This window comes from Tenacibaculum sp. SM2510, assembly GCF_057002845.1.
In genome coordinates, this window is sequence record NZ_CP192703.1 from 315530 (window position 1) to 339778 (window position 24249).

Here is a 24249-nt window from a genome sequence, read left to right on the forward strand (position 1 = left end):
TTGATAATTTTAATCTTTTATATGAGTCTTTTTATTTTAAAAACAGATTAAATTATTTCTCAAAAACTTCTAATATCAACGATATCTCCGTTTTCTAATCGATTTTCAAGATCAATCTTATAAATAGAGTTAGCCACGAAATCAGGTGTATATAATTCATTGTTTTCTTTTAAATCAACAAAACGTTGTAAACTATTAAAATTAGCTTTATTTGTACTCCTAATTTCAGATTGCATATTGGTGTCTACAATACCTGGATAAATAGCATTACATTTTACACCATTCTCTAATTCAGATTGTTCTGTAGCAATAGCTTTGGTCATCATGTCTATTGCAGCTTTCGATGTACAATAAATAGCCCAACCTTGATAAGCACTTTTTGCGGCTCCGGATGAAATATTAATGATTTGTTTTTTACAACTTAACTGTTTTGTTAGTTTGATAAATAAACCAGACAATATAAGCGGGGTAGTGGTATTTAGCTGAATTGTTTTAGAAATATCGTTAGGGTTTATATTTTCTAGATTTGATATTTCACCTAAACGACCTGCATTATTAATTAAAGTAATTGAGTCAATTTTAGAGTTAAGAATTTCATTTAAAAGAGCATTAAAAGTATTTTCTGTTTTTTTAAGGTAAGATAAATCTATAGTAATATTAGTGACATTTTCTAAACCAGAAGATGTTCTAGCTAAAGAGAATACTTTGTAGTTTTCGCCAGCGTATTTTTTAGCTAATGCTTTTCCGATTCCTTTACTACCGCCTGTAATAATAATTATATCCATAAAGTAAAAGTACAAAATGATACGTCATTACGAGGAATAATGACGAAGTAATCTTTTTACTAAGAAAATTAAAAAGTAGTTTAAGATAGGTGTTTTTTGTTGGTTTAGAGATTGCTTGACTATGTTCGTAATAACGAATTTTATACGTTATTATGAGGAAGAATAACGAAGTAATTTTTCACATCAAAAGATTAAAAAGTAGTTTAAGGCAGGTGTTTTTTGTTGGTTTAGAGATTGCTTCACTATGTTCGCAATGACGATTTTTATACGTCATTACGAGAAAGAATGACGAAGTAATCTTTTACTAGTGGCAGATTAAAAGTTTGTTATTTTGTTTATTGATATAGAGATTGCTTCACTATGTTCGCAATGACGAGTTCTATACGTAATTACTAGGAAGAATGACGAAGTAATCTTTTTTAGAATTAAAATTAGTTCTCGACTTCGCTAGAACTGACAAAGTGTTATCTAAAAAATTCTTTCGAATTTTCCCAATGAACATCCATTTCGCCTAAAGTCATGTCTGAAAGTTCTTTGCCTTCTTTTTTTGCTGCGGCTTCTAAGTACTGAAAACGATTGATGAATTTCTTATTCGTCTTTTCTAAAGCATTTTCAGGATTTACTTTAATAAAACGTGCGTAGTTAATCATAGAAAATAACACATCTCCAAATTCCTTTTCGATGTTTTCTTTATTTCCAGCTTTAATTTCTTCGTTTAGTTCGGTAATTTCTTCTTGTACCTTTTCCCAAACTTGTTGTGGTTCTTCCCAATCAAAACCAACACCGGCAACTTTTTCTTGAATACGGCTTGCTTTTACCAGCGCAGGTAAACTTTTAGGAACACCTTCTAAAACCGAAGTTTTACCTTCTTTTAATTTTAATTTTTCCCAATTCTGTTTTACTTCTTCTTCATCTTTAACTACAACATCACCATAAATATGTGGATGGCGGTGAATTAATTTATCAGAAATAGCATTGGCAACATCCGCAATATCAAAAGCCTTTTTTTCGCTTCCTATTTTAGCATAAAAGACGATGTGTAATAACACATCGCCTAATTCTTTTTTTATTTCTTGTAAATCATTGTCTAGAATAGCATCTCCTAGCTCGTAAGTTTCTTCAATCGTTAAGTGACGTAAACTTTCTAAGGTTTGTTTTTTATCCCACGGACACTTCTCACGAAGTTCATCCATAATATCTAACAAACGGTTAAAGGCGTCTAATTGCTGCTTACGAGTATTCATGATCTATTTTTCTTCGGTAGTTGCTACTTTATCCAAAGAACTGAAATCAAATTCAGATTTCGCTAAAGTATTATACCATTGAATTACTTTTTTAATGTTAGAGGCGTATACACGTTCTTCATCGTAACCTGGTAAAATTTCACTAAAATAAGTAGTTAATTTAGCATTGCTTTCTTTATGAGAAATACCTTCTTTACCATCTTCTTTAGTTGCCATACTTTTAAGAACTTTAGCTAAAGGCACTTCTTCTTCGTAGGTATAAATAGCAATGTTTTCTAATAAACTTACATTGTGTGTAGCTGTAATAGGAAAACGCTTACCATCTACAATAGATCTTACGATAACTCCTGTTTTTGTTTGAGATAAGATTTGAAATAATCCTGGTTTACCAGTAACTGCAATAATTTTGTTAAATTCCATATTATAATATTTTTATGTCTTAGGTAGACTATTTTCTTTTGGCATTAGGAAAACGCATTCTGTATCCTGCTTCTACTTTTCCTTTTGATATGTTTTCTAATTTCTTTTTGATTAATCTCTTCTTTAATGAAGAAAGTTTATCTGTAAACAATATACCATCAATATGGTCATATTCGTGCTGAAAAACACGAGCAGCTAAACCGCCTAAAACCTCCGTATGTTTTTCGAAATTTTCATCTTGATATTCAATCGTAATTGTTTCTTGACGAAAAACATCTTCACGAACATCAGGAATACTCAAACAACCTTCGTTAAAAGCCCATTCATCGCCTTCTTCTTTAATTATTTTAGCGTTTATAAAAACACGATTAAAGGTTTCTAAAACTTTTCGGTCTTCTTCTGACAAATCTTCATCATCTGCAAAAGGAGAAGCATCAATTAAGAACAAACGAATGTCTTTTCCTATTTGCGGAGCAGCTAAACCTACACCTTGTGCATTGTACATTGTTTCTTTCATATCGGCAATTAGTTTTTCTAACTGCGGATACTCTTTATCGATTTCTTTTCCTACTTTACGTAATACGGGATCTCCGTAAGCAACAATGGGTAAAATCATGTTTTTAATTTTTTTTGGGAATGCGAAAATACAAAGAATCGGTTGTCTATAAAATTATTTGTTGTACAAATACGACTGTAAAATGATTGTAGCGCTTATTTCGTCTACTAAAGCTTTATTTTGACGTTGTTTTTTATTCAAGCCGCTATCAATCATAGTTTGAAAAGCCATTTTAGAAGTAAAACGCTCATCTTCTCTTTTTATTGAAATATTAGGGATAGCTTTTGCTAACTTCTGTAAAAAAGGCACAATCAAGGCTTCACTTTCACTATCCGAATTATCCATTTGTTTTGGCTTTCCGATAATTAATAACTCAACATTTTCTTTTTTAATATATTCTTTTAAAAAAGGAATTAACTCTTTCGTGCTAATAGTTGTTAATCCTGAAGCAATAATTTGTAATTCATCAGTAACAGCAATACCTGTTCTTTTTTTTCCGAAATCTATGGCTAAAACTCTTCCCAAATTAGTTTGTTTTTATGCAAAAATACAGATTTTAAACATGCTACAAGCATCTGTTTAAAAAATGTATCTTCGCATTATATTGAATTAGAGATTTTATATTTGTAGAAAATTATAGAAATGACAGAATTACAAGATATTATAGAAAAAGCATGGGATAATCGTGATTTATTAAAAGAAGAAAACACGATTAATGCAATTAGAAAAGTTGTTGATTTATTAGATGCGGGCGAGTTACGTGTAGCAGAACCAACAGACAATGGATGGCAGGTAAACGAATGGGTTAAAAAAGCAGTAGTTTTATATTTTCCTATTCAAAAAATGGAAACTTTAGAAGCTGGTATTTTCGAATATCATGATAAAATTCCGTTAAAAAGAAATTATAAAGAAAAAGGTATACGTGTTGTGCCAAATGCAGTTGCACGTCACGGAGCTTATATATCATCAGGAACTATTTTAATGCCAAGTTATGTAAACATTGGTGCTTATGTTGATGAAGGAACGATGGTGGATACATGGGCAACAGTAGGTTCTTGTGCTCAAATAGGTAAAAATGTACATTTATCTGGTGGAGTAGGTATTGGTGGTGTTTTAGAACCATTACAAGCGGCACCGGTAATTATAGAAGACGGAGCGTTTATTGGTTCCCGTTGTATTGTTGTTGAAGGAGTTAGAGTAGAAAAAGAAGCTGTTTTAGGCGCCAATGTTGTATTAACAATGAGTACTAAGATTATAGATGTTACAGGCGATGTGCCAGTTGAAACAAAAGGAGTAGTTCCTGCCCGATCTGTAGTAATACCAGGTAGTTATACAAAGAAATTTGCTGCAGGTGAATACCAAGTGCCTTGTGCTTTAATAATAGGTAAACGTAAAGAAAGCACCAATAAAAAAACTTCGTTAAATGATGCTCTTAGAGAGTATGATGTAGCGGTATAAAAAAACAAAATTCCGAAAATGGATATAGATGTTGTAATGCTTTGGGTTGACAGCTCTGATGATAATTGGAGAAGAAAAATTAATAAATTTTTAGATAAAAAAATTGACTGGAATAATAAAAAAGAATCTACAAGATATAATTCAATAAATGAAATAGAAATTGCTATAACCTCTGTTATTAAGCATGCTTCCTATGTTCGAAATATTTTTTTAGTAACAGATAATCAAAAGCCAAAAAAATTTGAGAAATTAAAAGATAAAGCTGAAAAAAAAAATATTAATTTAATTTTAATTGATCACAAAGATATTTTTAAACATAATGAAGAGTATTTACCTACATTTAACTGCCTTGCAATAGAAGCATTAATATATAAAATACCTGAATTATCAGAGTATTTTGTGTATTTTAATGATGATTTCTTTTTAATTAACCCTACAAAACCAAGTGATTTTTTTATTAAAAACAGGCCTGTTTTAAGAGGGAAGTGGTTGGAATATGATGAAAATAGATGGATTACAAATTTAATGCATTCTAGAAAAAGAAAAAGAATTTTTTGTCACCGATTTGGAAAACAAGATACAGCTAAATTATTAGGGTTTGATAAATACTATGATTTTCATCATACACCACATCCAATTAGAAAATCTACTATAAAATCTTTTTTCGAAAATGATTCGAATTTATTAGAAAACAATTTAAAACATAAATTCAGACATAAAAGTCAAATTTTATTACAAGGATTGGCAAATCATTTAGAAATTAAAGCAAAAACATGTGTTTTAAAGAGTGACTTATCTTTGGTTTATACACATAAGTATAGTTGGTTTAGTATATTAAAAAAAGTACTTAAATCAGAATTAAGAGCTGAAAAAGAGTTGTTTTTATGTTTACAAAGTTTAGAGACTGTTAGTAAACGTAAATTTAAATTTTTATTAAAGTGGATAGATAAAAAATTAGATTCTAACTTTGTACAAGAACTTTAAAAAAGGGAGTAGATGTTAAAAACATATTAAAAATGTGTTAATATTACTATTTAGTAAATCAACAGAAAATAAAATCTAATTCATAGAATGAAATCTATTTTTTTTATATGTATGCCACTTGAAATGTTAGGAGCAATCGAAGCAAGGCAACAATTAGGAATAACTGATACTTTATTAATTATTAAGTCTGATAGAAGGCAAGATAAAACTATAAATTTTTTAATTAAGAAATCAGGAGGTTGGAATAATATTATAAGAACTAAAAAAAAGACTTCCTATGGTTTTTCTTGGCTTAAATTAATTAAGAAATTAAAAAAAGAAAAATATGAAAACATATTTACTCGTGCGTTTCCAATAGCTTCCTATTTTGTAAGTAATTTAAATTATGATAAATTATACCTTTTAGACGATGGTGCAGCAACTATTGCTATTGCGAAGGAGTATAAAAATATTGGGAATTTAACTAAACGCTTTTCATTATTTAAAGGAAAAAATAGAGTTGGATTTAAATATAATATAATTGAAAAAATTTATGCTTACAATAACATAAAAATTAAGACTAATGTAACAGATGCTATTTTCTTTACCTTTTATAATTTACCAAACTATGAAAAATACGATTATGTCCAAAATAATTTTACTTGGTTAAATTCATTAAAAAACAATTCAACAAAAGAGGTAAATAATAAAGTATATCTTATTGGTACAAATGTTATAAATGCTAAAATTATACTTTTTAAAGATTATGTTATTACGTTAAAAAAAATTTCAGAATTCTATAAAAATAAAGAGTTGGTATATATTCCTCACAGGAGGGAAAATATAAAGGATTTGAATTTTTTTAAAAAAGAACTTAATTTTAAAATTCGTAAAAATGAATTTAATGTAGAGTTAGATTTTTTGTTAAATAATGAATATCCAATGTACATTACTGGGACGATTAGTACAGCTTTAATTACTTTAAATAATATATATAAAGAATCGATAATTGATTTTTTTAATTTCGATGATACTAAAGTTATTAAAAATAAAAAGAAAGCTATCAAAGACATTTATAAGTATCAAAAAAAACATATAAATTTTAAACAGTTAGATTATTAACTTGAAAGAGATTGTAAAGAATACTGTCGTTGTTTTAAAAGAAGGAAAAACAATTTTATACCCAACAGATACTGTTTGGGGAATTGGTTGTGATGCAACAGATTTTGATGCTGTTAAGAAAATATATAAAATAAAGAAAAGAGAAGAGACTAAGAGTTTAATTATTTTGGTCGATTCTATTGAAATGTTAAATGAATATGTTACCGATATTCCAAAAAAAGTAATTATTCTTTTAAACCAAATAGATAAACCAACAACAATAATATATAATAATCCAAAAGGATTAGCGAGTAATACTATAGCAATAGACAATACTATTGCAATTAGAGTAGTTAAAAATAAATTTTGTCAGTCTTTGATTAAAGAATTTGGTAAGCCCATTGTATCTACTTCAGCAAATGTTAGCGGAGAAGTGACCCCGAAATCTTTTAATTATATTTCTGATGAAATAAAAAAAAACGTAGACTACATAGTTAGAATAAATGAAGAGGGTTTAAATAATAAGCCATCTACCATTTTAAAAATTATGGAAGACGGCGTTATAGTTACATTGAGGGAATAAATTATTGAAAATAGTCTTTTTTAAGAGCTGTTCCTTTTTCAAAATTATTATTGAATTTTTTCCCTAAAACAGCATTATAATGTTTTGGATGTAAGCCAAAGCCAGGTCTTATAGAACGAATATTATCTTCGGTAATACTATCACCATTTTTAACATCTGTTGTAATATATAATGAACGTGAAAATTCTCTTCCACTTTTCATTTTATCTGTTAATTGATAACTAATTACACCGCTTGCTTTTTCTGCCGCTCTAACCGAGCTTACCATTTGTGTAAAATCTGCTTCGTCTAAAGAAAACGATGCATCTGGACCGCCAATTTCTTTATTTAAAATAAAATGCTTTTCTATTACAGTAGCTCCTAATGTAACCGCAACTACAGGAGTAACTATTCCCATTGTGTGATCTGAAAGTCCAGATTTCACATTAAAACGTTCTTTTAAATCCTTAATCATAACCAAATTAGCTTCTTCAATAGGAGCAGGGTAAGAAGAGGTACATTTTAATAAAGTAATATCATTATTTCCTACATTTCTACACGTATCAATAGCTAATTGAATGTCTTCATCAGTAGCGATTCCTGTAGATATTATAATAGGTTTCATTGTTTTTGCACAATATTCTATTAAAGGAATATCTGTAATTTCAAACGAAGCTATTTTATAAATCGGATTATCTAAAGATTCTAATAAATCTACTGCCGTTTTATCAAAAGGAGAAGAAAAAACAATAAGACCTTCTTCTCTAGCAATTGCATATAAGTCTTTAAACCATTCCCAAGGAGTATGTGCTTGTTGGTATAAATCATGTAAAAACATTCCGTCCCAAATGGTTCCCTGTTTTAATTTGAAATCTTCTTTTTTAGAATCTAAAGTGATGGTGTCTGCAGTGTAAGTTTGGAATTTAATAGCATCAGCACCAGTTCTTTTCGCTGCTCTAATAGTTTCTATAGCAATTTCTTTACTTCCGTTATGGTTTGCTGAGAGTTCAGCAATTATAAAACATCTATCTGTTGGAATCATATTTTCTCTAATTTATATATATAACTGTCTATCTCGTTAAATGACTCTTCTTTATAAAGTTGATAACCAGCTTTTTTGAAAGATTTAACAGAAGGAGTATTTTCTTTTTTTATGTAAGCTAGAATAGGTTTTTCAAATTCATGAAAATATTCCTTAGCTGCTTTTATTAAAAATAAAGGAGCCAATTTCCGCCCTCTAAACTCTTTAGCAATTGTAATACCTACAACAGTATGGTGTTCTTCTCTTTCATATCGTACCATTCCAGCCGGAATAGAATTATATTCAATGATATAAAATAAAGCTTTTTCATTTTTTATTTTAGAAGTAAACCATCTTTGATGTTTTTCTAATATTACAGGTTTAGAATCATAAGAGTTTTTTCTTACTATAGGATCATTTGACCAGTTATAAACTTGTAACATATCAGTTTTTAACGCTTTTCTAATCGATAGATGAGCATAATTTAATAATTGGAGAAAACGATTGCTAATTTGACAGTCAAATAATTCTTGTTGAACTTTTAAAGAAGAATTGTATTCCTTTAGACTTGTCATTTTTTGAATTGATTCAAAGAAATCTTGAATGCTATAATTTGAAAAATCCCCACAACCATATATTGCTCCTTTTTCTAAAAAAGAATTGTATATGTTTAGCTGATTTTTTACAAAATAACCCGATAAAATAGGCATTTGAATAGCACACAATTCATATAGAGTTGTACTAGCAGGGGCAATGGCTAAATTACATTGTTCCATAACAGATACAATTTCTTTTTCTTGTAAGTTTTGGTGAATATAAATATTAGAATTTTTTTCTTGTAATTCAAATATATGTTTGTGCTTATAAGCTCCACCTAATAGAATATGTATTTTTTTAAATTTAGAAAAAAGAAGTAACGCTTTTGTCGCTTTATAACTTAAATCAAACATATCAGCACCTCCAAAACAAACAAAAACGGTGTCTATATTATATATTAATCTTTTCTTTCTTGTAGCTTCTAAAAAAGAAGGTCTTAATATGGCGTATTGAGTTCCTAAAGCGAGTAAACTATAATATTGGGCAGTATAATTTTCTTCTTGTAATCCTTCAGAATGATTAACAATAATATCTGCGTATTGATGATTTGTGATTAAATCATCGATATACATAATAGTGTAGCCCAAGGATTTTAATTTTTTCTGGTAATCTTGTGTAAATTGATAACCATCTATAATTATAATATATTCATTAGAACTATAATTTGTTGACAACCATTTAGGTTCATCAATTAAATCGATATTATTAGAAATTGATTCAACTGGATAATCATCAGGAATTACTTTTAAGGTGGAGTCTTTTCTAGTAATAAAAATATAATCAGTAGTTTTTTTATAGATTTCTACTATTGCAAATAGTCTATATAAATGCCCTAATCCAATTTCTGAATTTCCATCTGCTCTAAAAAGAAGTTTTTTCATCATTTTGAATTTTGTATTTTAATTCAGCGAGTTTCCAATCTGTTTCTGTATCAATATCTTGAGCTTGTAATTCATTAATTTCTATAATACCAGAGTTATCGGTCCAAATTTTTTTCTTTTCTAAAACTATTTTAGGTCTAAAAAAATAGAACTGACCAGCATCTTGATACGCAGTTTCCAGATCTTGAGATCTAGCATTTAAATGCTCTGGTTGAAATAAAGCCATTTTTCCATTATTATTAATCATTTTAATTGCTCGCTGAATAGGAAAACCAAAACGGATTACTGGAAAAACAGTGTCAAATTCATTATTAATTAATTTTTGATAAGCTTTTAATAGTAAATTACTTGTAATAAAAGGAGCAGTGGCATATATGCAACTAGCAACTTCTATATTAGATCCTTTATTACTATACCAGTTTAAAACTTCTTGAATAACATCAAATGTCGTTGCAAAATCATCAGAATTTTTTTGACTTCTTAAAAATGGAATTACAGCTCCGTATTGCTTAGCTATTTTTGCAATATCAGAATCATCAGTAGAAACAATAACTTCATCAAATAAATTACTATTTATAGCCGCTTCTATTGAATACGCAATAATAGGTTTTCCTAAAAAAGGTTTTATGTTTTTTTTAGGAATTCGTTTACTTCCACCTCGTGCGGGTATAATAGCAATTCTAGTCATTAATAAATTCCAAAACTTTATTGATTACAAATTGTTGTTCCTCTTCAGTTAAACTAGGGAACATAGGTAAACTAATACATTTTGAATAATAATCTTCAGCATTAGATAAATCTGCATTACTATAGCCTATTTTTTGATAATAAGGTAGTTTGTGTACAGGTATATAATGTATTTGAGCAAAAATAGTATGACTTCTTAAATAATCATATAACCCTTTTCTATTCTCAACTTCGATAATAAATAAGTGGTGTGCATTATAAGTTCCTTGCGGTAAATCTTGAAACTTTATCTTCCCTTGAAAAGCATTTTTATAAGTATTCGAAATTTTATTTCTTTTTAGAACACCTGTATTATTTTTGGACAACTGTGTTATTCCTAATGCAGATTGAAAATCGGTTAATCTATAATTAAAACCTAGCTCTTGCATTTCATAAAACCAATCCCCATGATTTTCTTTCATGTTTTCTTTGGTAATTCCATGGGTTCTAAGAAGTGATAGTTTTTTATAAATTTCTTCAGAGTTAGTAGTTAACATTCCTCCTTCACCACAAGCAATATGTTTTACAGGATGAAATGAAAAAACGCCAATGTCTGCATAGTTTCCATTACCACAGTGTTGTTTTTTATTATTAGAGTCTGTAAAATAACCTCCAGGTGCATGACAAGCATCTTCAATAATCCATAAATTATGTTCATCAGCTAGTTTCTTAAACGCTTCTAAATTAATAGGCAACCCCGCAAAATCAACAGGAATAATTCCTTTAAAAAAACCTTTAGGTTTACTTTCTATTAATTTATGAACACTTTCGATTGATAATAAATAGGTATTTGGGTCAATATCTGCAAACCAAACTTCGCCTTTAGCAAAACGAACACAATTAGCAGATGCAGCGAAAGTAATTGGTGTTGTTATAACACGATCTCCTTCTTGTAATCCCATTGCTAAAACTGATAAATGTAAACCAGAAGTAGCGTTATTTACTGCTAATGCATATTTAGAGCCTACGTAAGCTGCAAATTTATCTTCGAATTCTTTAACTTTTGGGCCTTGAGTTAAAAAATCTGCTTGTAAGGTTTCTACAACAGCAGCAATATCATCTTTCTCTATACTTTGTCGTCCGTAAGGAATATTAAATGCCATTTTTATATTTCGAAATTAGGATCTACATGCTCTTTAACTAATAATCTTAAACTTTCTACAGTTTCCCATTCAGTATTATTATTTGAATCGTAAGAAAAACCTTTGGGTACTAGACTCCCATTAAAAGCTTTTTGATATTCTTCTATAGTATAAGTTGAATACGGAGAGCTTTGTGGTAATATAGCATAATATTTCCCTAAATCTAGCGTAGTAAATGAATCTGAAGAAGTAATCATTTCTTCATGCAATTTCTCACCGGGTCTAATACCTACTGTTTTCTGTTCTAATTCTGGTGCAATAGCAGTTGCTACATCTACAATGTTGTAAGATGGTATTTTAGGAATAAAAACTTCACCTCCCCATGCTTTTTCGATAGCATAAAAAACCATTTCACAACCGTCTTCCAGTGATATATTAAACCGTGTCATACTCCTATCTGTAATAGGTAAAAAAGACGCGCCTCCTTTTTTCTTATTTAAGAAAAAAGGCATCACAGAACCATTAGACCCCATTACATTTCCATATCTAACTACAGAAAATTTAATATCTCTTTTTCCTTTAATATTATTAGCAGCTATAAATAATTTATCAGAAGTTAACTTTGTAGCTCCGTATAAGTTTATAGGTGCGGCGGCTTTATCAGTAGATAAAGCAACTACATTTTTAACACCACATCTTAATGCAGCATCAATAACGTTTTCAGCACCATTTATATTTGTTTTGATACATTCCATTGGGTTGTATTCAGCCAAATGAACATGTTTCATAGCTGCAGCATGAATTACAATGTCAATATCTTCAAAAGCACTTTCTAACCTTTTAACATCTCTTACATCACCAATAAAATAACGAATTTGAGGATACTCGGTTTCAGGAAATTCTTGAGCCATTTGAAAATGTTTTTGCTCATCTCTTGATAAAATTACAAGACGTTTTAGGTCAGGAAATCTACTTAAAATTAATTTAGTAAACATTTTACCAAAAGAGCCTGTACCACCAGTGATTAATATAGATTGATTATTTAAGTTTAGCATAAAATTGTTTATTCAAAATGTAATTATGATAGTCGGTAAAAATACATAATTTATAACTTTTATAAGTTATAAATTAAGAAATAGCAAAATCAATTTTTGTATACTATAAAATTTGGTAAATTTGCATTCGAAAACTTGTTAACTATAACAAGTAAGCTAAGTGAAAATGAAATGCAAGAACAATATTTTAAAGAAGCAATTTCTGCTGAAATATTTCAATATATAAGTAAAGCAACCGAAGAATTACAACTAGATAGTTATGTGATTGGTGGTTTTGTACGAGATTTTATTTTACAAAGAGGTACCGCAAAAGACATTGATGTAGTAGCGGTTGGTAGCGGAATTGAGTTAGCAGAAAAAGTAGCTTCTCTATTACCAAACAAACCAAAAGTTCAGGTTTTTAAGACATACGGAACAGCAATGTTGCGTTATAAAGATGTTGAAATAGAGTTTGTAGGCGCTCGTAGAGAATCTTATACAGAAGATAGTAGAAATCCGGAAGTAATACCGGGCACACTTAAAGACGATCAAAACAGGCGTGATTTTACTATAAATGCTTTGGCTTTGAGCTTAAATAAAGAATCTTTTGGTTTATTGTTAGATCCTTTTGACGGAATGTCAGATTTAGAGGCTAAAATAATTAAAACTCCTTTAGATCCTGATATTACCTATTCTGATGATCCACTTCGTATGATGCGTGCTATTCGATTTGCTTCACAATTAAAATTTATAATTGAAGCCGAATCTTTAAGCGCCATTGCTAAGAATGCAAAAAGAATCGATATTATTACCAAAGAACGAATAATTGTTGAATTAAATAAAATACTTGAATCATCTAAACCTTCTGTAGGTTTTTTATTACTAGAACAAACTGGGTTATTAGAAAGAATTATTCCTGAATTAACCGCTTTAAAAGGCGTAGAAGAATTAGAAGGGCAGAAGCATAAAGATAATTTTTATCACACTTTAGAAGTTGTTGATAATATATCAGAAAACACTCAAGATGTTTGGTTACGTTGGGCTGCCTTATTACACGATATTGGTAAAGCACCAACGAAGCGATATCATAAAAAGCAAGGTTGGACATTTCATGCACATGAATTTGTTGGCTCTAAAATGGTTTTTAAATTATTTAAGCGCTTAAAAATGCCATTGAATAACAAAATGAAATTTGTTCAAAAAATGGTAATGTTAAGTTCAAGGCCTATTGTTTTAGCAAGTGATGTAACAGATTCGGCTGTAAGAAGGTTAGTTTTTGATGCAGGAGAAGATGTTGATAGTTTAATGACCTTATGTGAGGCAGATATCACTACTAAAAACCCTAAAAAATTTAATCGTTACCATAAAAACTTCGAACTTGTTCGAGAAAAAATTAAAGAAGTAGAAGAGCGAGATAAAGTTCGTAATTTTCAACCTCCAATTACTGGAGAAGAAATTATGAAAGAGTTTAATTTAACTCCATGTAGAGAGATAGGTCAGATTAAAGAAGCAATAAAAGAAGCTATTTTAGAAGGTGAAATTCCTAATGAACACAAAGCTTGTTATCAATATATGATAGAGAAAGGTAAGAAGTTAGGTTTAGAAAATAATTAAGAAGTTATAAATAAAAAAAAGGGAAGTTTTTAAAAACTTCCCTTTTTTGTTTATGTTAATGATTGCATAGTAACAAGTTTAAAATATTCACCTTTTTCAGCAAGTAATTCTTCATGTTTACCTTGTTCTACAATCCTTCCTTTTTTCATTACAACAATTTCATCTGCATTTTGAATAGTCGATAAACGGTGTGCGATAATTAATGAAGTTCTGTTTTTCATCATCTTTTCTAAAGCAACTTGAACTAATTGCTCTGATTCTGTATCTAAAGCAGAAGTAGCTTCATCTAAAATCATGATAGGAGGGTTTTTTAAAACAGCCCTAGCAATTGCTATTCTTTGTTGTTGCCCCCCAGATAAAGAGCTACCACGATCTCCTATTATTGTATTATATTTTAAAGGTAGATTTTCTATAAATTCAGAAGCATTTGCTATTAAGGCAGCTTCTTCAATTTCTTTTTCTGTAGCAGAAGGTTTACTTAATTTTATATTATTAGCAATAGTATCATTAAACAAGGTAGAGTCTTGAGCAACAATGCCTGTTAAACCCCTTAAAGATTTTTTAGAAATATTTTTTATATTATTCCCGTCTATAAGAATATCACCTTTATTAACATCGTAAAAACGAGTAATTAGGTTTGCAAGTGTAGATTTTCCACTTCCAGATTGCCCAACCAAGGCAACTGTTTTACCTTTAGGTATTGTTAATGAAAAATTCTCTAATACATAAGAGTTCTCATACATAAAAGAGATATTCTTAAATTCAATCGTATTATTAAAATCAGTTAATTCTTTAGCGTTATCAATATCTATTAATTCATTTTCAGTATCTATAACTTCAAATATTCTTTGTGCCGCAGCATTTCCTATTTTAATATTATTATTAGCTTTCGCCATAGCCTTAGCTGGCGTGAGTATATTATATGCAGCAGCCATAAATCCGATAAAAGTACCTCCCAATAATGTTTCATCAATCAAAACCATTTTACCACCATACCAAAGAAGGCCAGCAATAGTAATTACACCTAAAAATTCGCTCATAGGACTTGCCAGCGTTTCTTTTTTACTCATTTTATTAGACAATAATCGAATGTCTTCCGTTTGAGTATTAAATTTTGAAGAAAATAATTGTTCGGCGTTAAATGCTTTGATAATTTTTAAACCTGAAATACTTTCTTCTAGAATACTTAAAAGACCACCAATTTTTTGAGAAATTTCTCCAGATTGTTGTTTTATTTTTTTACTTATAAATGAGATAGCTAAACCAGAAATAGGAATGAAAGTAAAAATAAAAATAGATAATTCCCAGCTTGTTGAAATCATAAAAAATAATGTAAAAACAATATTTAATGGTTCTCTAATAAAAGTTATAATCAAATTAAGGTATGAGTTGTTAATTGTATTAACATCATTAGTGCTACGTGCTATAATATCTCCTTTGTTTTGATTTGAGAAAAAAGCCAATGGAAGCGTTATTATTTTATTGTAAATAATTGTTCTTAGGTCTTTTAATACATTGTTTTTTAGAAAAACCATTGCTAATTGCCCCAGGTATCCAAACAAATTCTTTAGCAAGAAAACCGCAACTACAGCTATTACTACATATAGTAATGTTGTTTCTTGTCCATAATTTTCATTAGTATAAGTAACGTAATAATTTAATAAATCACTTAAATAGTCTTTGTTTAATGATTCACTAAAACCTTTATAAATGGGTTTTAAATATACTTTAGGCGTTTCTCCAAATAATATATTTAAAGTAGGCATTAATATAACGTATGAAAGCGTAGTAAATAAAGCATAAAAAACATTAAGAATAATGCTTAATATTCCTAATGATTTATAGGGTTTTGCGTATTTAAAAAAACGTTTTAAATAATTCATTTACAAGTTTAATTCTTTTATAATTCGTTGAATTTTTTCATCTAGTGCTTTTTCAATAGTTACAGCGTTTTCAACTGCGTCTAATTTTGATTTTACACTAAAATAAAACTTAATCTTTGGTTCTGTTCCACTTGGGCGAGCTGCCATTTTAGTTCCATCTGTAGTTTGATAAATCAATACATTAGATTTCGGAATATCCATAACCGTTTCTTCGCCTGTTATTAAATTCTTTTTTATAGATGATTGATAATCGTATAAAAACTCCACTTTAGCATTGTCTATTTCAGTAAACGGATTCTTACGTAAATCAACCATCATTTGTTTGATTTGTTGCGCACCGTTCATTCCTTTTTTAACAATAGAAATTAAGTGTTCTTTATAAAAATGATGACGTGTATATAATGCCAACAATTCTTCATAAAAAGAACTATTATTTACTTTTGCATTTGATGCTATTTCACAAGCCAGTAGGGCAGAGGTAACCGCATCTTTATCGCGAACAAAATCACCCACCATATAACCAAAACTTTCTTCACCACCACCAATAAAATCTAACTCAGGGTAGTCTTTAATCATTTTAGCAATCCACTTAAAGCCAGTTAATCCAACTTTGGTTTCAACGCCGTAAGAAGTAGCAATTTCGTTTACTAAATTCGTAGAAACGATGGTAGAACCTACAAATTGTTTTCCGTTTAACTTGCCATTATTTTTCCAATCATTAATTAAAAAATCGGTCATCATACTCATGGTCTGATTTCCGTTTAATAATTTCATGTCACCTTCTAAATCACGCACAGCAATACCAATTCTATCAGAATCAGGATCTGTTCCTAAAACGATATCCGCATCAACTTCATTCGCTAAATCAACTGCCATTTTTAAGGCTTCTGGTTCTTCAGGGTTTGGCGATTTTACCGTTGGGAAACTTCCGTTAGGCTCCGCTTGTTCTTCTACAATATGAACTTGTGTATAACCAGCACGTTTTAAAACTTCAGGAATTAATTTTATAGCCGTTCCGTGTAAATTCGTAAAAACTATTTTTAAATCCTCACGTCCTTTTACATTAAATGTTCCGTTTTTAATCGATGCTTGCCAAAAAGCTTCATCAACTTCGTTACCAATTGTAGAAATTAAATTTTCATTGGCATTAAAATTAACATCGGTATATGCTAATGAATTTACTTCATCAATAATACCTGTATCTTGTGGCGGTACAATTTGTCCTCCGTCAGACCAATATACTTTATAACCGTTATATTCTGGCGGATTATGAGATGCCGTTAATACAATACCAACATCGCAACCTAAATGATTTACGGCAAATGATAACTCGGGAGTAGGGCGTAGGTCTTCAAAAAGAAATACCTTAATATTATTTGCTGAAAATACATTAGCAACTACTTTAGCGAGCCACTTGCTATCGTGACGGCAATCATAACCAATTGCCACTTTTATTTCTTTATTAGGATAGGTTTGATGTAAGTAATTACTTAAACCTTGTGTTGCTTTACCTAAGGTATATTTGTTAATTCGGTTGACTCCTGCGCCAACAATTCCACGCATTCCACCAGTACCGAACTCTAAATTTTTATAAAATCGATCTGCTAAATCATCAGAATTAGTATCGATTAGTTGTTGAATTTCTTTTCTAGTTCCTGAATCGAATGTATCAGATAACCATAATTGTGCTTTGTTTAAAATCTCTTCCATATGTCAAATTAAAACGTACAAAGATACGCGTTTTAAAAATTTATTTTTTCTTTAATAGTGTAGTGCTTTTGTTGCGGATTACTTTTAATAATCAACTCTCCTAAAAAGCCTGCTAGGAACAATAAGGTTCCTAAAATCATAGAAGTTAAAGCAATATAAAACCAAGGATTATTGGTTACCAGAATGGTTTTTATATCTACTGATAAGCGGTATATTTTCATTACTCCGATAAAAAAAGCACTAAAAAAGCCAAATATAAACATTAAGCTTCCCCAAAGACCAAAAAAATGCATTGGTCGCTTTCCGAACTTTGATAAAAATGAAATGGTAATTAAATCTAAAAATCCGTTTACAAAACGATCTATTCCAAATTTAGTGACACCATATTTTCGAGCTTGATGTTTTACTACTTTTTCACCAATATTATTAAAACCTTCGTTTTTTGCTAAAACAGGAATGTAACGGTGCATTTCGCCACTTACTTTTACTGTTTTTATTACTTCGTTTTTATAGGCTTTTAATCCGCAGTTAAAATCATTTAATTCTAAGCCAGATGTTTTACGAGCTGCCCAATTAAATAGTTTAGAAGGTATGTTTTTGGTTACTACATTGTCGTAACGTTTCTTTTTCCATCCAGAAATTAAATCGAAATTTTCGGCAATAATTAAATCGTATAATTCAGGTATTTCATCAGGGCTGTCTTGTAAATCGGCATCCATAGTAATAACAACATTTCCTTTTGCTAAACCAAAACCAGCATCTAAAGCTTGCGATTTACCATAGTTACGTTGAAAACGAATTCCTTTTACGGCCTTGTTTTCTGCTGATAATTGCTCAATTACTTGCCAAGAAGTATCGGTACTACCATCATCAATAAAAATAATTTCATATAAATAAGTATTGGATAGCATAACTTTTGCAATCCAATTGTGTAATTCTAGTAAAGATTCATCTTCGTTAAGAAGTGGTATTACTACCGATATATCCATAGTATTTGGTAAGAAAATTAAAAAGGTAAAGTTACAAAGTCTTTAGTGAACTTTATAACTTTACCTTTTTAAAGTATTCTTAATATTGCTCTTCTTCTGTTTTTTTCATAATAGCACCTGTTATTGCTGAAAATATAAAACCAAAGAAAGCTGACATAACTATAGTAACTGGAATAGTAATAGCAGGACCTCCAAATTTTTTAGCCATTTCTTCTGAGGCCTCAATTTGTTCGTCGTTCATACCAGCATCCATCCATGCTTGTTTTTGAATTTCCATTACTTGATCTTGAAATCCTGGTTCTATAAAATTTGTAAAAATCAAAGTATAAATAACAGTTATAACAGCACTAAAAGCAGCAATTCCTACACCAACTTTTAACGCTTGTCCGAAACTTAAAAAACCTCCATTATCTGCTTTAAATTTTTTAATACCTAAAACAATTAAAGTAATCATGGCTACAAACCCTAAAATACCAGTTAACCAACCTAATGTAATTAAGTTCCCTGTTGCATAAAAGACTAAATGAATAAATACTCCGATTAAACCTAAGTATAATCCATAATTTAAAATAATGTTTTTACTGTTAGCTTGATTTTCCATGTTTGTGTAATTGATTTTTAGTTAGTTTAACAAATATATTCTTTTGTTTTGGAATCGAGTTCTTATAAAAAAGATTCCCAACAATGTATTAGTATTCAAAGAGTTAAAAATGTTACAAAAAAAAGCGTTTTTTTTCATTGTTTTTATCAAAAAAGTCTGTAAATTTGCAACGGCAAGTCCTACACAACTAGCTCCCTTTGAACCCCCCAGGGCGGGAACGCAGCAAGGGTATTAGGTTGTAGCAGTGTGATGTAGGTAGCTTGCCTTTTTTTATGCCCTTTATTTTTTAAATAAAGGGCATAATTATTTTTAGGTATTCCTGCTTTTTACAGCGTTTATTATACGAATGCAAAAAAACGATTCTATTTATTGATCATTTATATTAATATCACTTCTTGGGTGATGTAATTCCACAACTTCTTTTAAATAACTGGTATCTAAATGCACATAAATTTCGGTAGTTGTAATGCTTTCATGCCCTAAGAGTTGTTGTATAACTCGTAAGTCTGCACCATTTTTTAATAAGTAGGTAGCAAAAGAGTGGCGTAAAGTATGCGGACCAATACTTTTTTTAAGATTGGTTTTAATAGCCAATTCTTTTAATATAATAAAAATCATTTGTCGCGTTAATCGTTTACCACGTCTGTTTAAAAAAACAATATCCTCTTCTTCTTTCTTCGGATTAATTTTAGGACGAATCTCATCTATATAAAAATTTAAACGATTGATTGTAGTGTGATGTATGGGTACAAAACGGAATTTATTTCCTTTTCCTAAAACACGGATGTAACCATCATCAAAAAACAAATCGGATAGTTGTAAGTTGATTAATTCGCTTACACGCAAACCACAACTAAAAATAGTTTCGATAATTGTTTTGTTTCTTTCGCCCTGCGGATGACTTAAATCGATCGCAGCAATTAAGTTATCAACTTCTTCTTTTTCTAGAGTATCAGGAAGTTTACGCGTAATATTCGGACTCTCAATTAAATCGGTAGGATTGTCTTGGCGATACTCTTCAAAAATTAAATAATCAAAGAAACTTCGCAAACCAGAAATTAAACGTGCCTGACTTTTTGGATTGATACTTTTACTAGCTTCATATATAAACTCCTGAATAATATCCGACGTTACATATATAGGTAAACTTTTGTTTTTAAGCACATCAAGAAACGAAACTAGTTTTTTTACGTCTCTAGAATAACTATCTATAGAATTTTTAGAAAGCCCTCTTTCTATTTTTAAATAGTTTGTGTAATCAGATGTTGCTTGTTGCCAGTTCATTAGTTTTTCTTAATGAGCTATTATATTTTGCTGTAAAATTAGTAAACAAAAAATTAAAAATAAGCATTTAAAAACTATATAATTACATTACTAAACTAGATAAATTGATTTTTTTTAAAAATATATTGTCTGTTTTAAAAAAAAGATAGATTTGTTACTCAAATTAAAAACATAAAATTATGAAAAAAGTATTATTACTTATTGCTATGGTTGCTGCAGGGTTTACAGCGAATGCACAAGATGGTCAAACAGCTAAAGGGAAATGGTTAGTAGAAGGTAACACAGGTTTTGGTTCATCAGCTCATTCAGCAGGAACAGGGTTCATGTTAAGCTCTATTGATACTCCAGCTGGCTCTCAAACAATTTGGAATTTAGGAGCTGAAGCAGGTTATTTCATTATGGATGATTTAGCTGTAAAGTTAGGTTTAGGTTATGGTGATTTCGGAGGTGTAGATGGTCAGTTTTCTTACAAAGTTGGAGCTAAATACTATATTAATAGTGTGATTCCTGTTCAAGTTGATTATACTGGTGCTTCTCAAGGTGATTTTAACTCATCTTTCCTAGGTTTACAGGCAGGTTATGCTATCTTTTTAGGAGATATGGTAAGTGTTGAGCCTGGATTAAGATATAACTTAGGTTTAGGAGATTCAGAAGATTTAAATGTATTTGAACTTAACATTGGGTTTGCATTGCATTTCTAATATATTATTAGCAATTAAAAAGGGAAGCATATGCTTCCCTTTTTTTGAGCTTATAATTTATAATATGCTAGTTTATTTTAATATTTATAAAATATTACAACGATTAATTATTAGTAACAAAAACAAATTGAGATAGTTATAATAAATCAGCGTATTTTGAGGTTAAATTTTTCAAAAAAAAAGGGCAAAAAATAAAAATTAGACTATTTTTGTCCCTTTAAAAATTTATAAAAAAATAAACTTAAAAGATTATGAAAAAAGTATTATTAGTAATTGCAATGGTAGCTGCAGGATTTACAGCTAACGCACAAGAAGGAGTATTAAACGTTGGTGGTACTATTGGTTTACCAGTAGGTGATGCTAGTGAAGCGAACGTTTCAGGAGCTATTGAAGCTAACTATTTATTTACTGTTTCTGAAGGATTTAAAGTAGGACCGTCTGTGTCTTATTTACATTTTCAAGCAGAGGGAGCTGATGCTGCTTTTTTACCTTTAGCTGTAGCTGGTCGTTATGATGTATCTGAAAAGTTCGTAGTTGGTGCTGATTTAGGTTACGGTATTGGAGTAAGACCTTCTGAATCAAATGATGGTGGGTTTTATTATCGTGCTCTTGTAGGTTATAAAGTAACAGAGGAAATTACATTACACCTAGATTATTCTGCTGCTACTTTAAGTCAAAGTATTGGAACTATTGATGTAACTTCTACTTTAGGAACTATTGGATTAGGAGGAACTTATTCTTTTTCTTTATAGTAAGAAATTACGCTTTAAAGTGAATATAAAAAGTACTATTATAGAAATATAATAGTACTTTTTTTTTAAAATAGTTGTGTGAAATAAAAATAAGTTTATTTTTGCCCCTGAAAAATTAATATATAAATTATGAAAAAATTATTATTAGCAATTGCTATGGTTGCTGCAGGATTTACCGCAAATGCACAGGAAAATGTTTTAAAAGTTAACCCTTTATCTTTAGCCTTTGGTTCTTTTGAAGTTGGTTATGAAAGAGTTGTATCAGAATCTAGTTCTGTTGAATTAGCGGTTGCTTATTCAAGTTTAAAAGTAAATACATCAGGAGGGCAATCAGATGCTAAAGCAACTGGTTTTGGAGTAGAAGGAAAGTACAAATTCTTTTTTGGAGATGAAACTCCAAGAGGATGGTATGCTGCACCTGTAGTAAGTTATTCTAATACATCTTTAGATTCAGAAGGAGAAAAAGGAGACTTTTCTTTCTTTGGTGGTGGAGCTGTAGCTGGATATCAATGGATATTTGGTGGATCAGATTCAGGTTTTGCTTTAGATTTAAGTTTGGGTGCTCAATATGTATCTGTTTCTACAAGTGGGAATATTTCTTCAACAAGTATTGAAGGATTTTTACCAAAATTAGGTTTATCATTAGGATACGCTTGGTAGATTTTAAAATATAATAAATGAGAAAGGGAAGCATATTGCTTCCCTTTTTTTTATGCTTAAAATTTAAGCAGCCTATTTTTTATTTCATAAATTTGAAACATGAGAAAATTAATTATTATTAACGGACCAAACTTGAACTTGTTAGGTAAACGTGAACCTGAAATTTATGGTTCAAATTCTTTTGAAGATTTTTTTAAAGAGTTGCAAAAAAAGTATAAATCAGTAGAGTTGTCTTATTATCAATCGAATATAGAAGGTAATATTATTAATAAACTACATGAAGTAGGTTTTAATTATGATGGTGTTATTTTAAATGCAGCCGCTTATACACATACATCTATTGGTATTGCTGATGCTGTAAAAGGTATTGAAACTCCGGTTATAGAAGTACATATTTCTAACGTGCATGCTCGCGAAGATTTTCGTCATGTAAGTTATATTGCACCAAATGCAAAAGGAGTCATTACAGGTTTTGGTTTACAAAGTTATGAATTAGCGATTCAGAGTTTTTTGTAAAAACCAATATCTAACTCCTAGTAAGGTTAATAAAGGAATTAAGGTAATAGAGAATAACTGAGTAGCTGTAATCCAAATAATAGTTGCTATTACTAAAAATGCGAGTAAAACTAAGCAGTATTTCGCAATCCATTTAGGTATATTTTTCTTTATTAAAAAGAAAGCAATAAGTAAGTTTGGTAAAAACGCCCATAAAAAATTAAAGTTATTAGGAGCGGTAGTGTGGTTGGTAAAAAACCATAAGTAAAAAATTAAAAATCCTATGATTCCTGTTATAAAAAACAAGGTGAAATCTAACCATCTAGTTCTTTTTTTGTTTTTGTAATCTTTATAGGTGATAAATAACCCAAATAAGGATATTAGTAAGAGTATTAAAAACGGACTAATAGCATCACTTTTTAATTCTTTCTCATCAAAATCAAATAAAATAGTTGTTTTTGACACTAAATTCACTTTTTTTCCGTCTCTTAAAACTTTAGAATAATTTAAAGCTTCAAAAACATAATCAGGTAAATATAAATACTCGCTTGCAGTAGCAACTTTATCTAACCGACTCCCTAAAGCAACGTTAATACCTAAACTTCCCCAAGTATTTGGGTGAATTTCTATGTTCATTAATTGTCTTAACGATAAATTTTCAGAAACAAAATCATCTTGAAAAATTAAATTAGCTCCTAAAACTTCTTTTATAATATCACGAGGTTTGGTAGCACAATTATCAAAATAAGGATCGTATAAATAACCTGCATTTTTAGGAAGTACATTTGTTTCTAGAATAGTAAAAAATTCATTCTTCTGGTTTTGAGTTAAGTTTAAAACTTGTTCTTTAACCCAACGTTTATCTTGTTGACTACTTTTTAAAGCTAAATAAAACGGATATTTAACTAATTTGTATTTCATGTATCCTTTTGTAAAATCAACATAAAAAGTAGGATTGTCAAAGTCGAAAATACCGTAATTATAAATTAAATCTAGTTGTGCAGCAGGGTCTTTAACACGTATTGCGGTATGCCCAAACTTTTCATATAAAACCTCACCAGGGCCAGATGTAATAATACTAATATGCGAAAATTCAGACAAGCTTTTTGTAGTAATTATTTGCGAAAAAA

The 24249-nt window shown here is 29.7% G+C and carries 25 protein-coding genes and 1 other RNA gene; 10 read left to right on the top strand and 16 right to left on the bottom strand.

Going from position 1 to position 24249, the window contains the following annotated elements; translation table 11 throughout:
- Positions 1 to 59: 59 nt before the first annotated feature.
- The 5 genes from ACQ629_RS01315 to ruvX form a co-directional block, all read right to left on the bottom strand.
- Positions 60 to 785: an SDR family NAD(P)-dependent oxidoreductase gene (locus ACQ629_RS01315; RefSeq protein WP_483706163.1), complete on the bottom strand. Its 726-nt coding sequence runs from the start codon at positions 783 to 785 to the stop codon at positions 60 to 62.
- Between the two features lie 464 nt (positions 786 to 1249).
- The gene (mazG, locus tag ACQ629_RS01320) at positions 1250 to 2029 is read right to left on the bottom strand and encodes a nucleoside triphosphate pyrophosphohydrolase (protein ID WP_483706164.1); all 780 of its coding nucleotides are present in this window, start codon (positions 2027 to 2029) and stop codon (positions 1250 to 1252) included.
- Positions 2030 to 2032: 3 nt separating this feature from the next.
- Entirely contained in the window at positions 2033 to 2449 is a 417-nt protein-coding gene (locus tag ACQ629_RS01325) for a DUF5606 family protein (RefSeq protein ID WP_483706165.1), read from the bottom strand.
- A 28-nt stretch (positions 2450 to 2477) separates the two neighbouring features.
- On the bottom strand, positions 2478 to 3065 hold the full coding sequence (gene def, locus ACQ629_RS01330) for a peptide deformylase (protein ID WP_483706166.1): 588 nt from the start codon (positions 3063 to 3065) through the stop codon (positions 2478 to 2480).
- Positions 3066 to 3119: 54 nt separating this feature from the next.
- Positions 3120 to 3530: a Holliday junction resolvase RuvX gene (ruvX, locus tag ACQ629_RS01335; protein ID WP_483706167.1), complete on the bottom strand. Its 411-nt coding sequence runs from the start codon at positions 3528 to 3530 to the stop codon at positions 3120 to 3122.
- Positions 3531 to 3647: 117 nt separating this feature from the next.
- Here ruvX and ACQ629_RS01340 point away from each other — a divergent pair, with 117 nt between their 5' ends.
- The 4 genes from ACQ629_RS01340 (at position 3648) to ACQ629_RS01355 (ending at position 7110) form a co-directional block, all read left to right on the top strand.
- Positions 3648 to 4463, top strand: coding sequence for a 2,3,4,5-tetrahydropyridine-2,6-dicarboxylate N-succinyltransferase (locus ACQ629_RS01340; RefSeq protein WP_483706168.1), 816 nt, complete (start codon positions 3648 to 3650; stop codon positions 4461 to 4463).
- Positions 4464 to 4481: 18 nt separating this feature from the next.
- A complete protein-coding gene (locus ACQ629_RS01345) occupies positions 4482 to 5447 on the top strand; it encodes a Stealth CR1 domain-containing protein (protein ID WP_483706169.1) in 966 nt (321 codons plus the stop codon).
- 87 nt (positions 5448 to 5534) lie between these two features.
- On the top strand, positions 5535 to 6548 hold the full coding sequence (locus tag ACQ629_RS01350) for a hypothetical protein (RefSeq protein WP_483706170.1): 1014 nt from the start codon (positions 5535 to 5537) through the stop codon (positions 6546 to 6548).
- 1 nt (position 6549) lies between these two features.
- Complete coding sequence (locus ACQ629_RS01355) at positions 6550 to 7110, top strand: L-threonylcarbamoyladenylate synthase (protein WP_483706171.1); 561 nt, start codon at positions 6550 to 6552, stop codon at positions 7108 to 7110.
- Between the two features lies 1 nt (position 7111).
- Here ACQ629_RS01355 and pseI read toward each other — a convergent pair whose 3' ends face one another.
- The 5 genes from pseI to pseB are packed head-to-tail and all read right to left on the bottom strand — an operon-like array spanning position 7112 to position 12451.
- Positions 7112 to 8131 carry a pseudaminic acid synthase gene (gene pseI, locus ACQ629_RS01360; protein ID WP_483706172.1) on the bottom strand — a complete coding sequence of 340 codons (1020 nt, stop codon included), beginning with the start codon at positions 8129 to 8131 and terminating at the stop codon, positions 7112 to 7114.
- Complete coding sequence (gene pseG, locus ACQ629_RS01365) at positions 8128 to 9588, bottom strand: UDP-2,4-diacetamido-2,4,6-trideoxy-beta-L-altropyranose hydrolase (RefSeq protein WP_483706173.1); 1461 nt, start codon at positions 9586 to 9588, stop codon at positions 8128 to 8130. The genes pseI and pseG overlap by 4 nt, the downstream gene beginning before the upstream one ends.
- Positions 9569 to 10276, bottom strand: coding sequence for a pseudaminic acid cytidylyltransferase (gene pseF, locus ACQ629_RS01370; RefSeq protein WP_483706174.1), 708 nt, complete (start codon positions 10274 to 10276; stop codon positions 9569 to 9571). The genes pseG and pseF overlap by 20 nt, the downstream gene beginning before the upstream one ends.
- The gene (pseC, locus tag ACQ629_RS01375) at positions 10269 to 11417 is read right to left on the bottom strand and encodes a UDP-4-amino-4,6-dideoxy-N-acetyl-beta-L-altrosamine transaminase (protein ID WP_483706175.1); all 1149 of its coding nucleotides are present in this window, start codon (positions 11415 to 11417) and stop codon (positions 10269 to 10271) included. Before pseC ends, pseF begins: the two co-directional genes overlap by 8 nt.
- Before the next feature lie 2 nt (positions 11418 to 11419).
- On the bottom strand, positions 11420 to 12451 hold the full coding sequence (gene pseB, locus ACQ629_RS01380) for a UDP-N-acetylglucosamine 4,6-dehydratase (inverting) (RefSeq protein ID WP_483706176.1): 1032 nt from the start codon (positions 12449 to 12451) through the stop codon (positions 11420 to 11422).
- A 171-nt stretch (positions 12452 to 12622) separates the two neighbouring features.
- Here pseB and ACQ629_RS01385 point away from each other — a divergent pair, with 171 nt between their 5' ends.
- Positions 12623 to 14044: a CCA tRNA nucleotidyltransferase gene (locus tag ACQ629_RS01385; protein WP_483707141.1), complete on the top strand. Its 1422-nt coding sequence runs from the start codon at positions 12623 to 12625 to the stop codon at positions 14042 to 14044.
- A gap of 50 nt (positions 14045 to 14094) precedes the next feature.
- On the opposite strand, the gene ACQ629_RS01390 is transcribed toward ACQ629_RS01385, so the two are convergent.
- From ACQ629_RS01390 to ACQ629_RS01405, 4 genes are all read right to left on the bottom strand, one after another.
- Positions 14095 to 15927, bottom strand: coding sequence for an ABC transporter ATP-binding protein (locus ACQ629_RS01390; protein ID WP_483706177.1), 1833 nt, complete (start codon positions 15925 to 15927; stop codon positions 14095 to 14097).
- Complete coding sequence (locus ACQ629_RS01395) at positions 15928 to 17637, bottom strand: phospho-sugar mutase (RefSeq protein ID WP_483706178.1); 1710 nt, start codon at positions 17635 to 17637, stop codon at positions 15928 to 15930.
- A gap of 32 nt (positions 17638 to 17669) precedes the next feature.
- Positions 17670 to 18626, bottom strand: a complete 957-nt coding sequence (locus ACQ629_RS01400) for a glycosyltransferase family 2 protein (RefSeq protein WP_483706179.1) — start codon at positions 18624 to 18626, stop codon at positions 17670 to 17672.
- 79 nt (positions 18627 to 18705) lie between these two features.
- On the bottom strand, positions 18706 to 19227 hold the full coding sequence (locus tag ACQ629_RS01405) for a DUF4199 domain-containing protein (protein WP_483706180.1): 522 nt from the start codon (positions 19225 to 19227) through the stop codon (positions 18706 to 18708).
- Positions 19228 to 19397: 170 nt separating this feature from the next.
- On the opposite strand from ACQ629_RS01405, the gene ffs reads away from it, so the two are divergent.
- Positions 19398 to 19496: signal recognition particle sRNA small type (ffs, locus tag ACQ629_RS01410), an RNA gene on the top strand.
- Between the two features lie 97 nt (positions 19497 to 19593).
- Here the strand turns inward: ffs and xerA are convergent.
- A complete protein-coding gene (gene xerA, locus ACQ629_RS01415; protein WP_483706181.1) occupies positions 19594 to 20511 on the bottom strand; it encodes a site-specific tyrosine recombinase/integron integrase in 918 nt (305 codons plus the stop codon).
- Positions 20512 to 20690: 179 nt separating this feature from the next.
- Here xerA and ACQ629_RS01420 point away from each other — a divergent pair, with 179 nt between their 5' ends.
- The 4 genes from ACQ629_RS01420 (at position 20691) to aroQ (ending at position 23140) form a co-directional block, all read left to right on the top strand.
- Positions 20691 to 21212 carry a hypothetical protein gene (locus ACQ629_RS01420; RefSeq protein ID WP_483706182.1) on the top strand — a complete coding sequence of 174 codons (522 nt, stop codon included), beginning with the start codon at positions 20691 to 20693 and terminating at the stop codon, positions 21210 to 21212.
- A gap of 251 nt (positions 21213 to 21463) precedes the next feature.
- On the top strand, positions 21464 to 21964 hold the full coding sequence (locus ACQ629_RS01425) for a hypothetical protein (RefSeq protein ID WP_483706183.1): 501 nt from the start codon (positions 21464 to 21466) through the stop codon (positions 21962 to 21964).
- A gap of 129 nt (positions 21965 to 22093) precedes the next feature.
- Positions 22094 to 22624, top strand: coding sequence for a DUF3575 domain-containing protein (locus tag ACQ629_RS01430; RefSeq protein ID WP_483706184.1), 531 nt, complete (start codon positions 22094 to 22096; stop codon positions 22622 to 22624).
- Positions 22625 to 22723: 99 nt separating this feature from the next.
- Complete coding sequence (gene aroQ / locus ACQ629_RS01435) at positions 22724 to 23140, top strand: type II 3-dehydroquinate dehydratase (protein WP_483706185.1); 417 nt, start codon at positions 22724 to 22726, stop codon at positions 23138 to 23140.
- On the opposite strand, the gene ACQ629_RS01440 is transcribed toward aroQ, so the two are convergent.
- The gene (locus tag ACQ629_RS01440; protein WP_483706186.1) at positions 23117 to 24220 is read right to left on the bottom strand and encodes a lipoprotein N-acyltransferase Lnb domain-containing protein; all 1104 of its coding nucleotides are present in this window, start codon (positions 24218 to 24220) and stop codon (positions 23117 to 23119) included. The genes aroQ and ACQ629_RS01440 overlap by 24 nt on opposite strands.
- Positions 24221 to 24249: the final 29 nt, after the last annotated feature.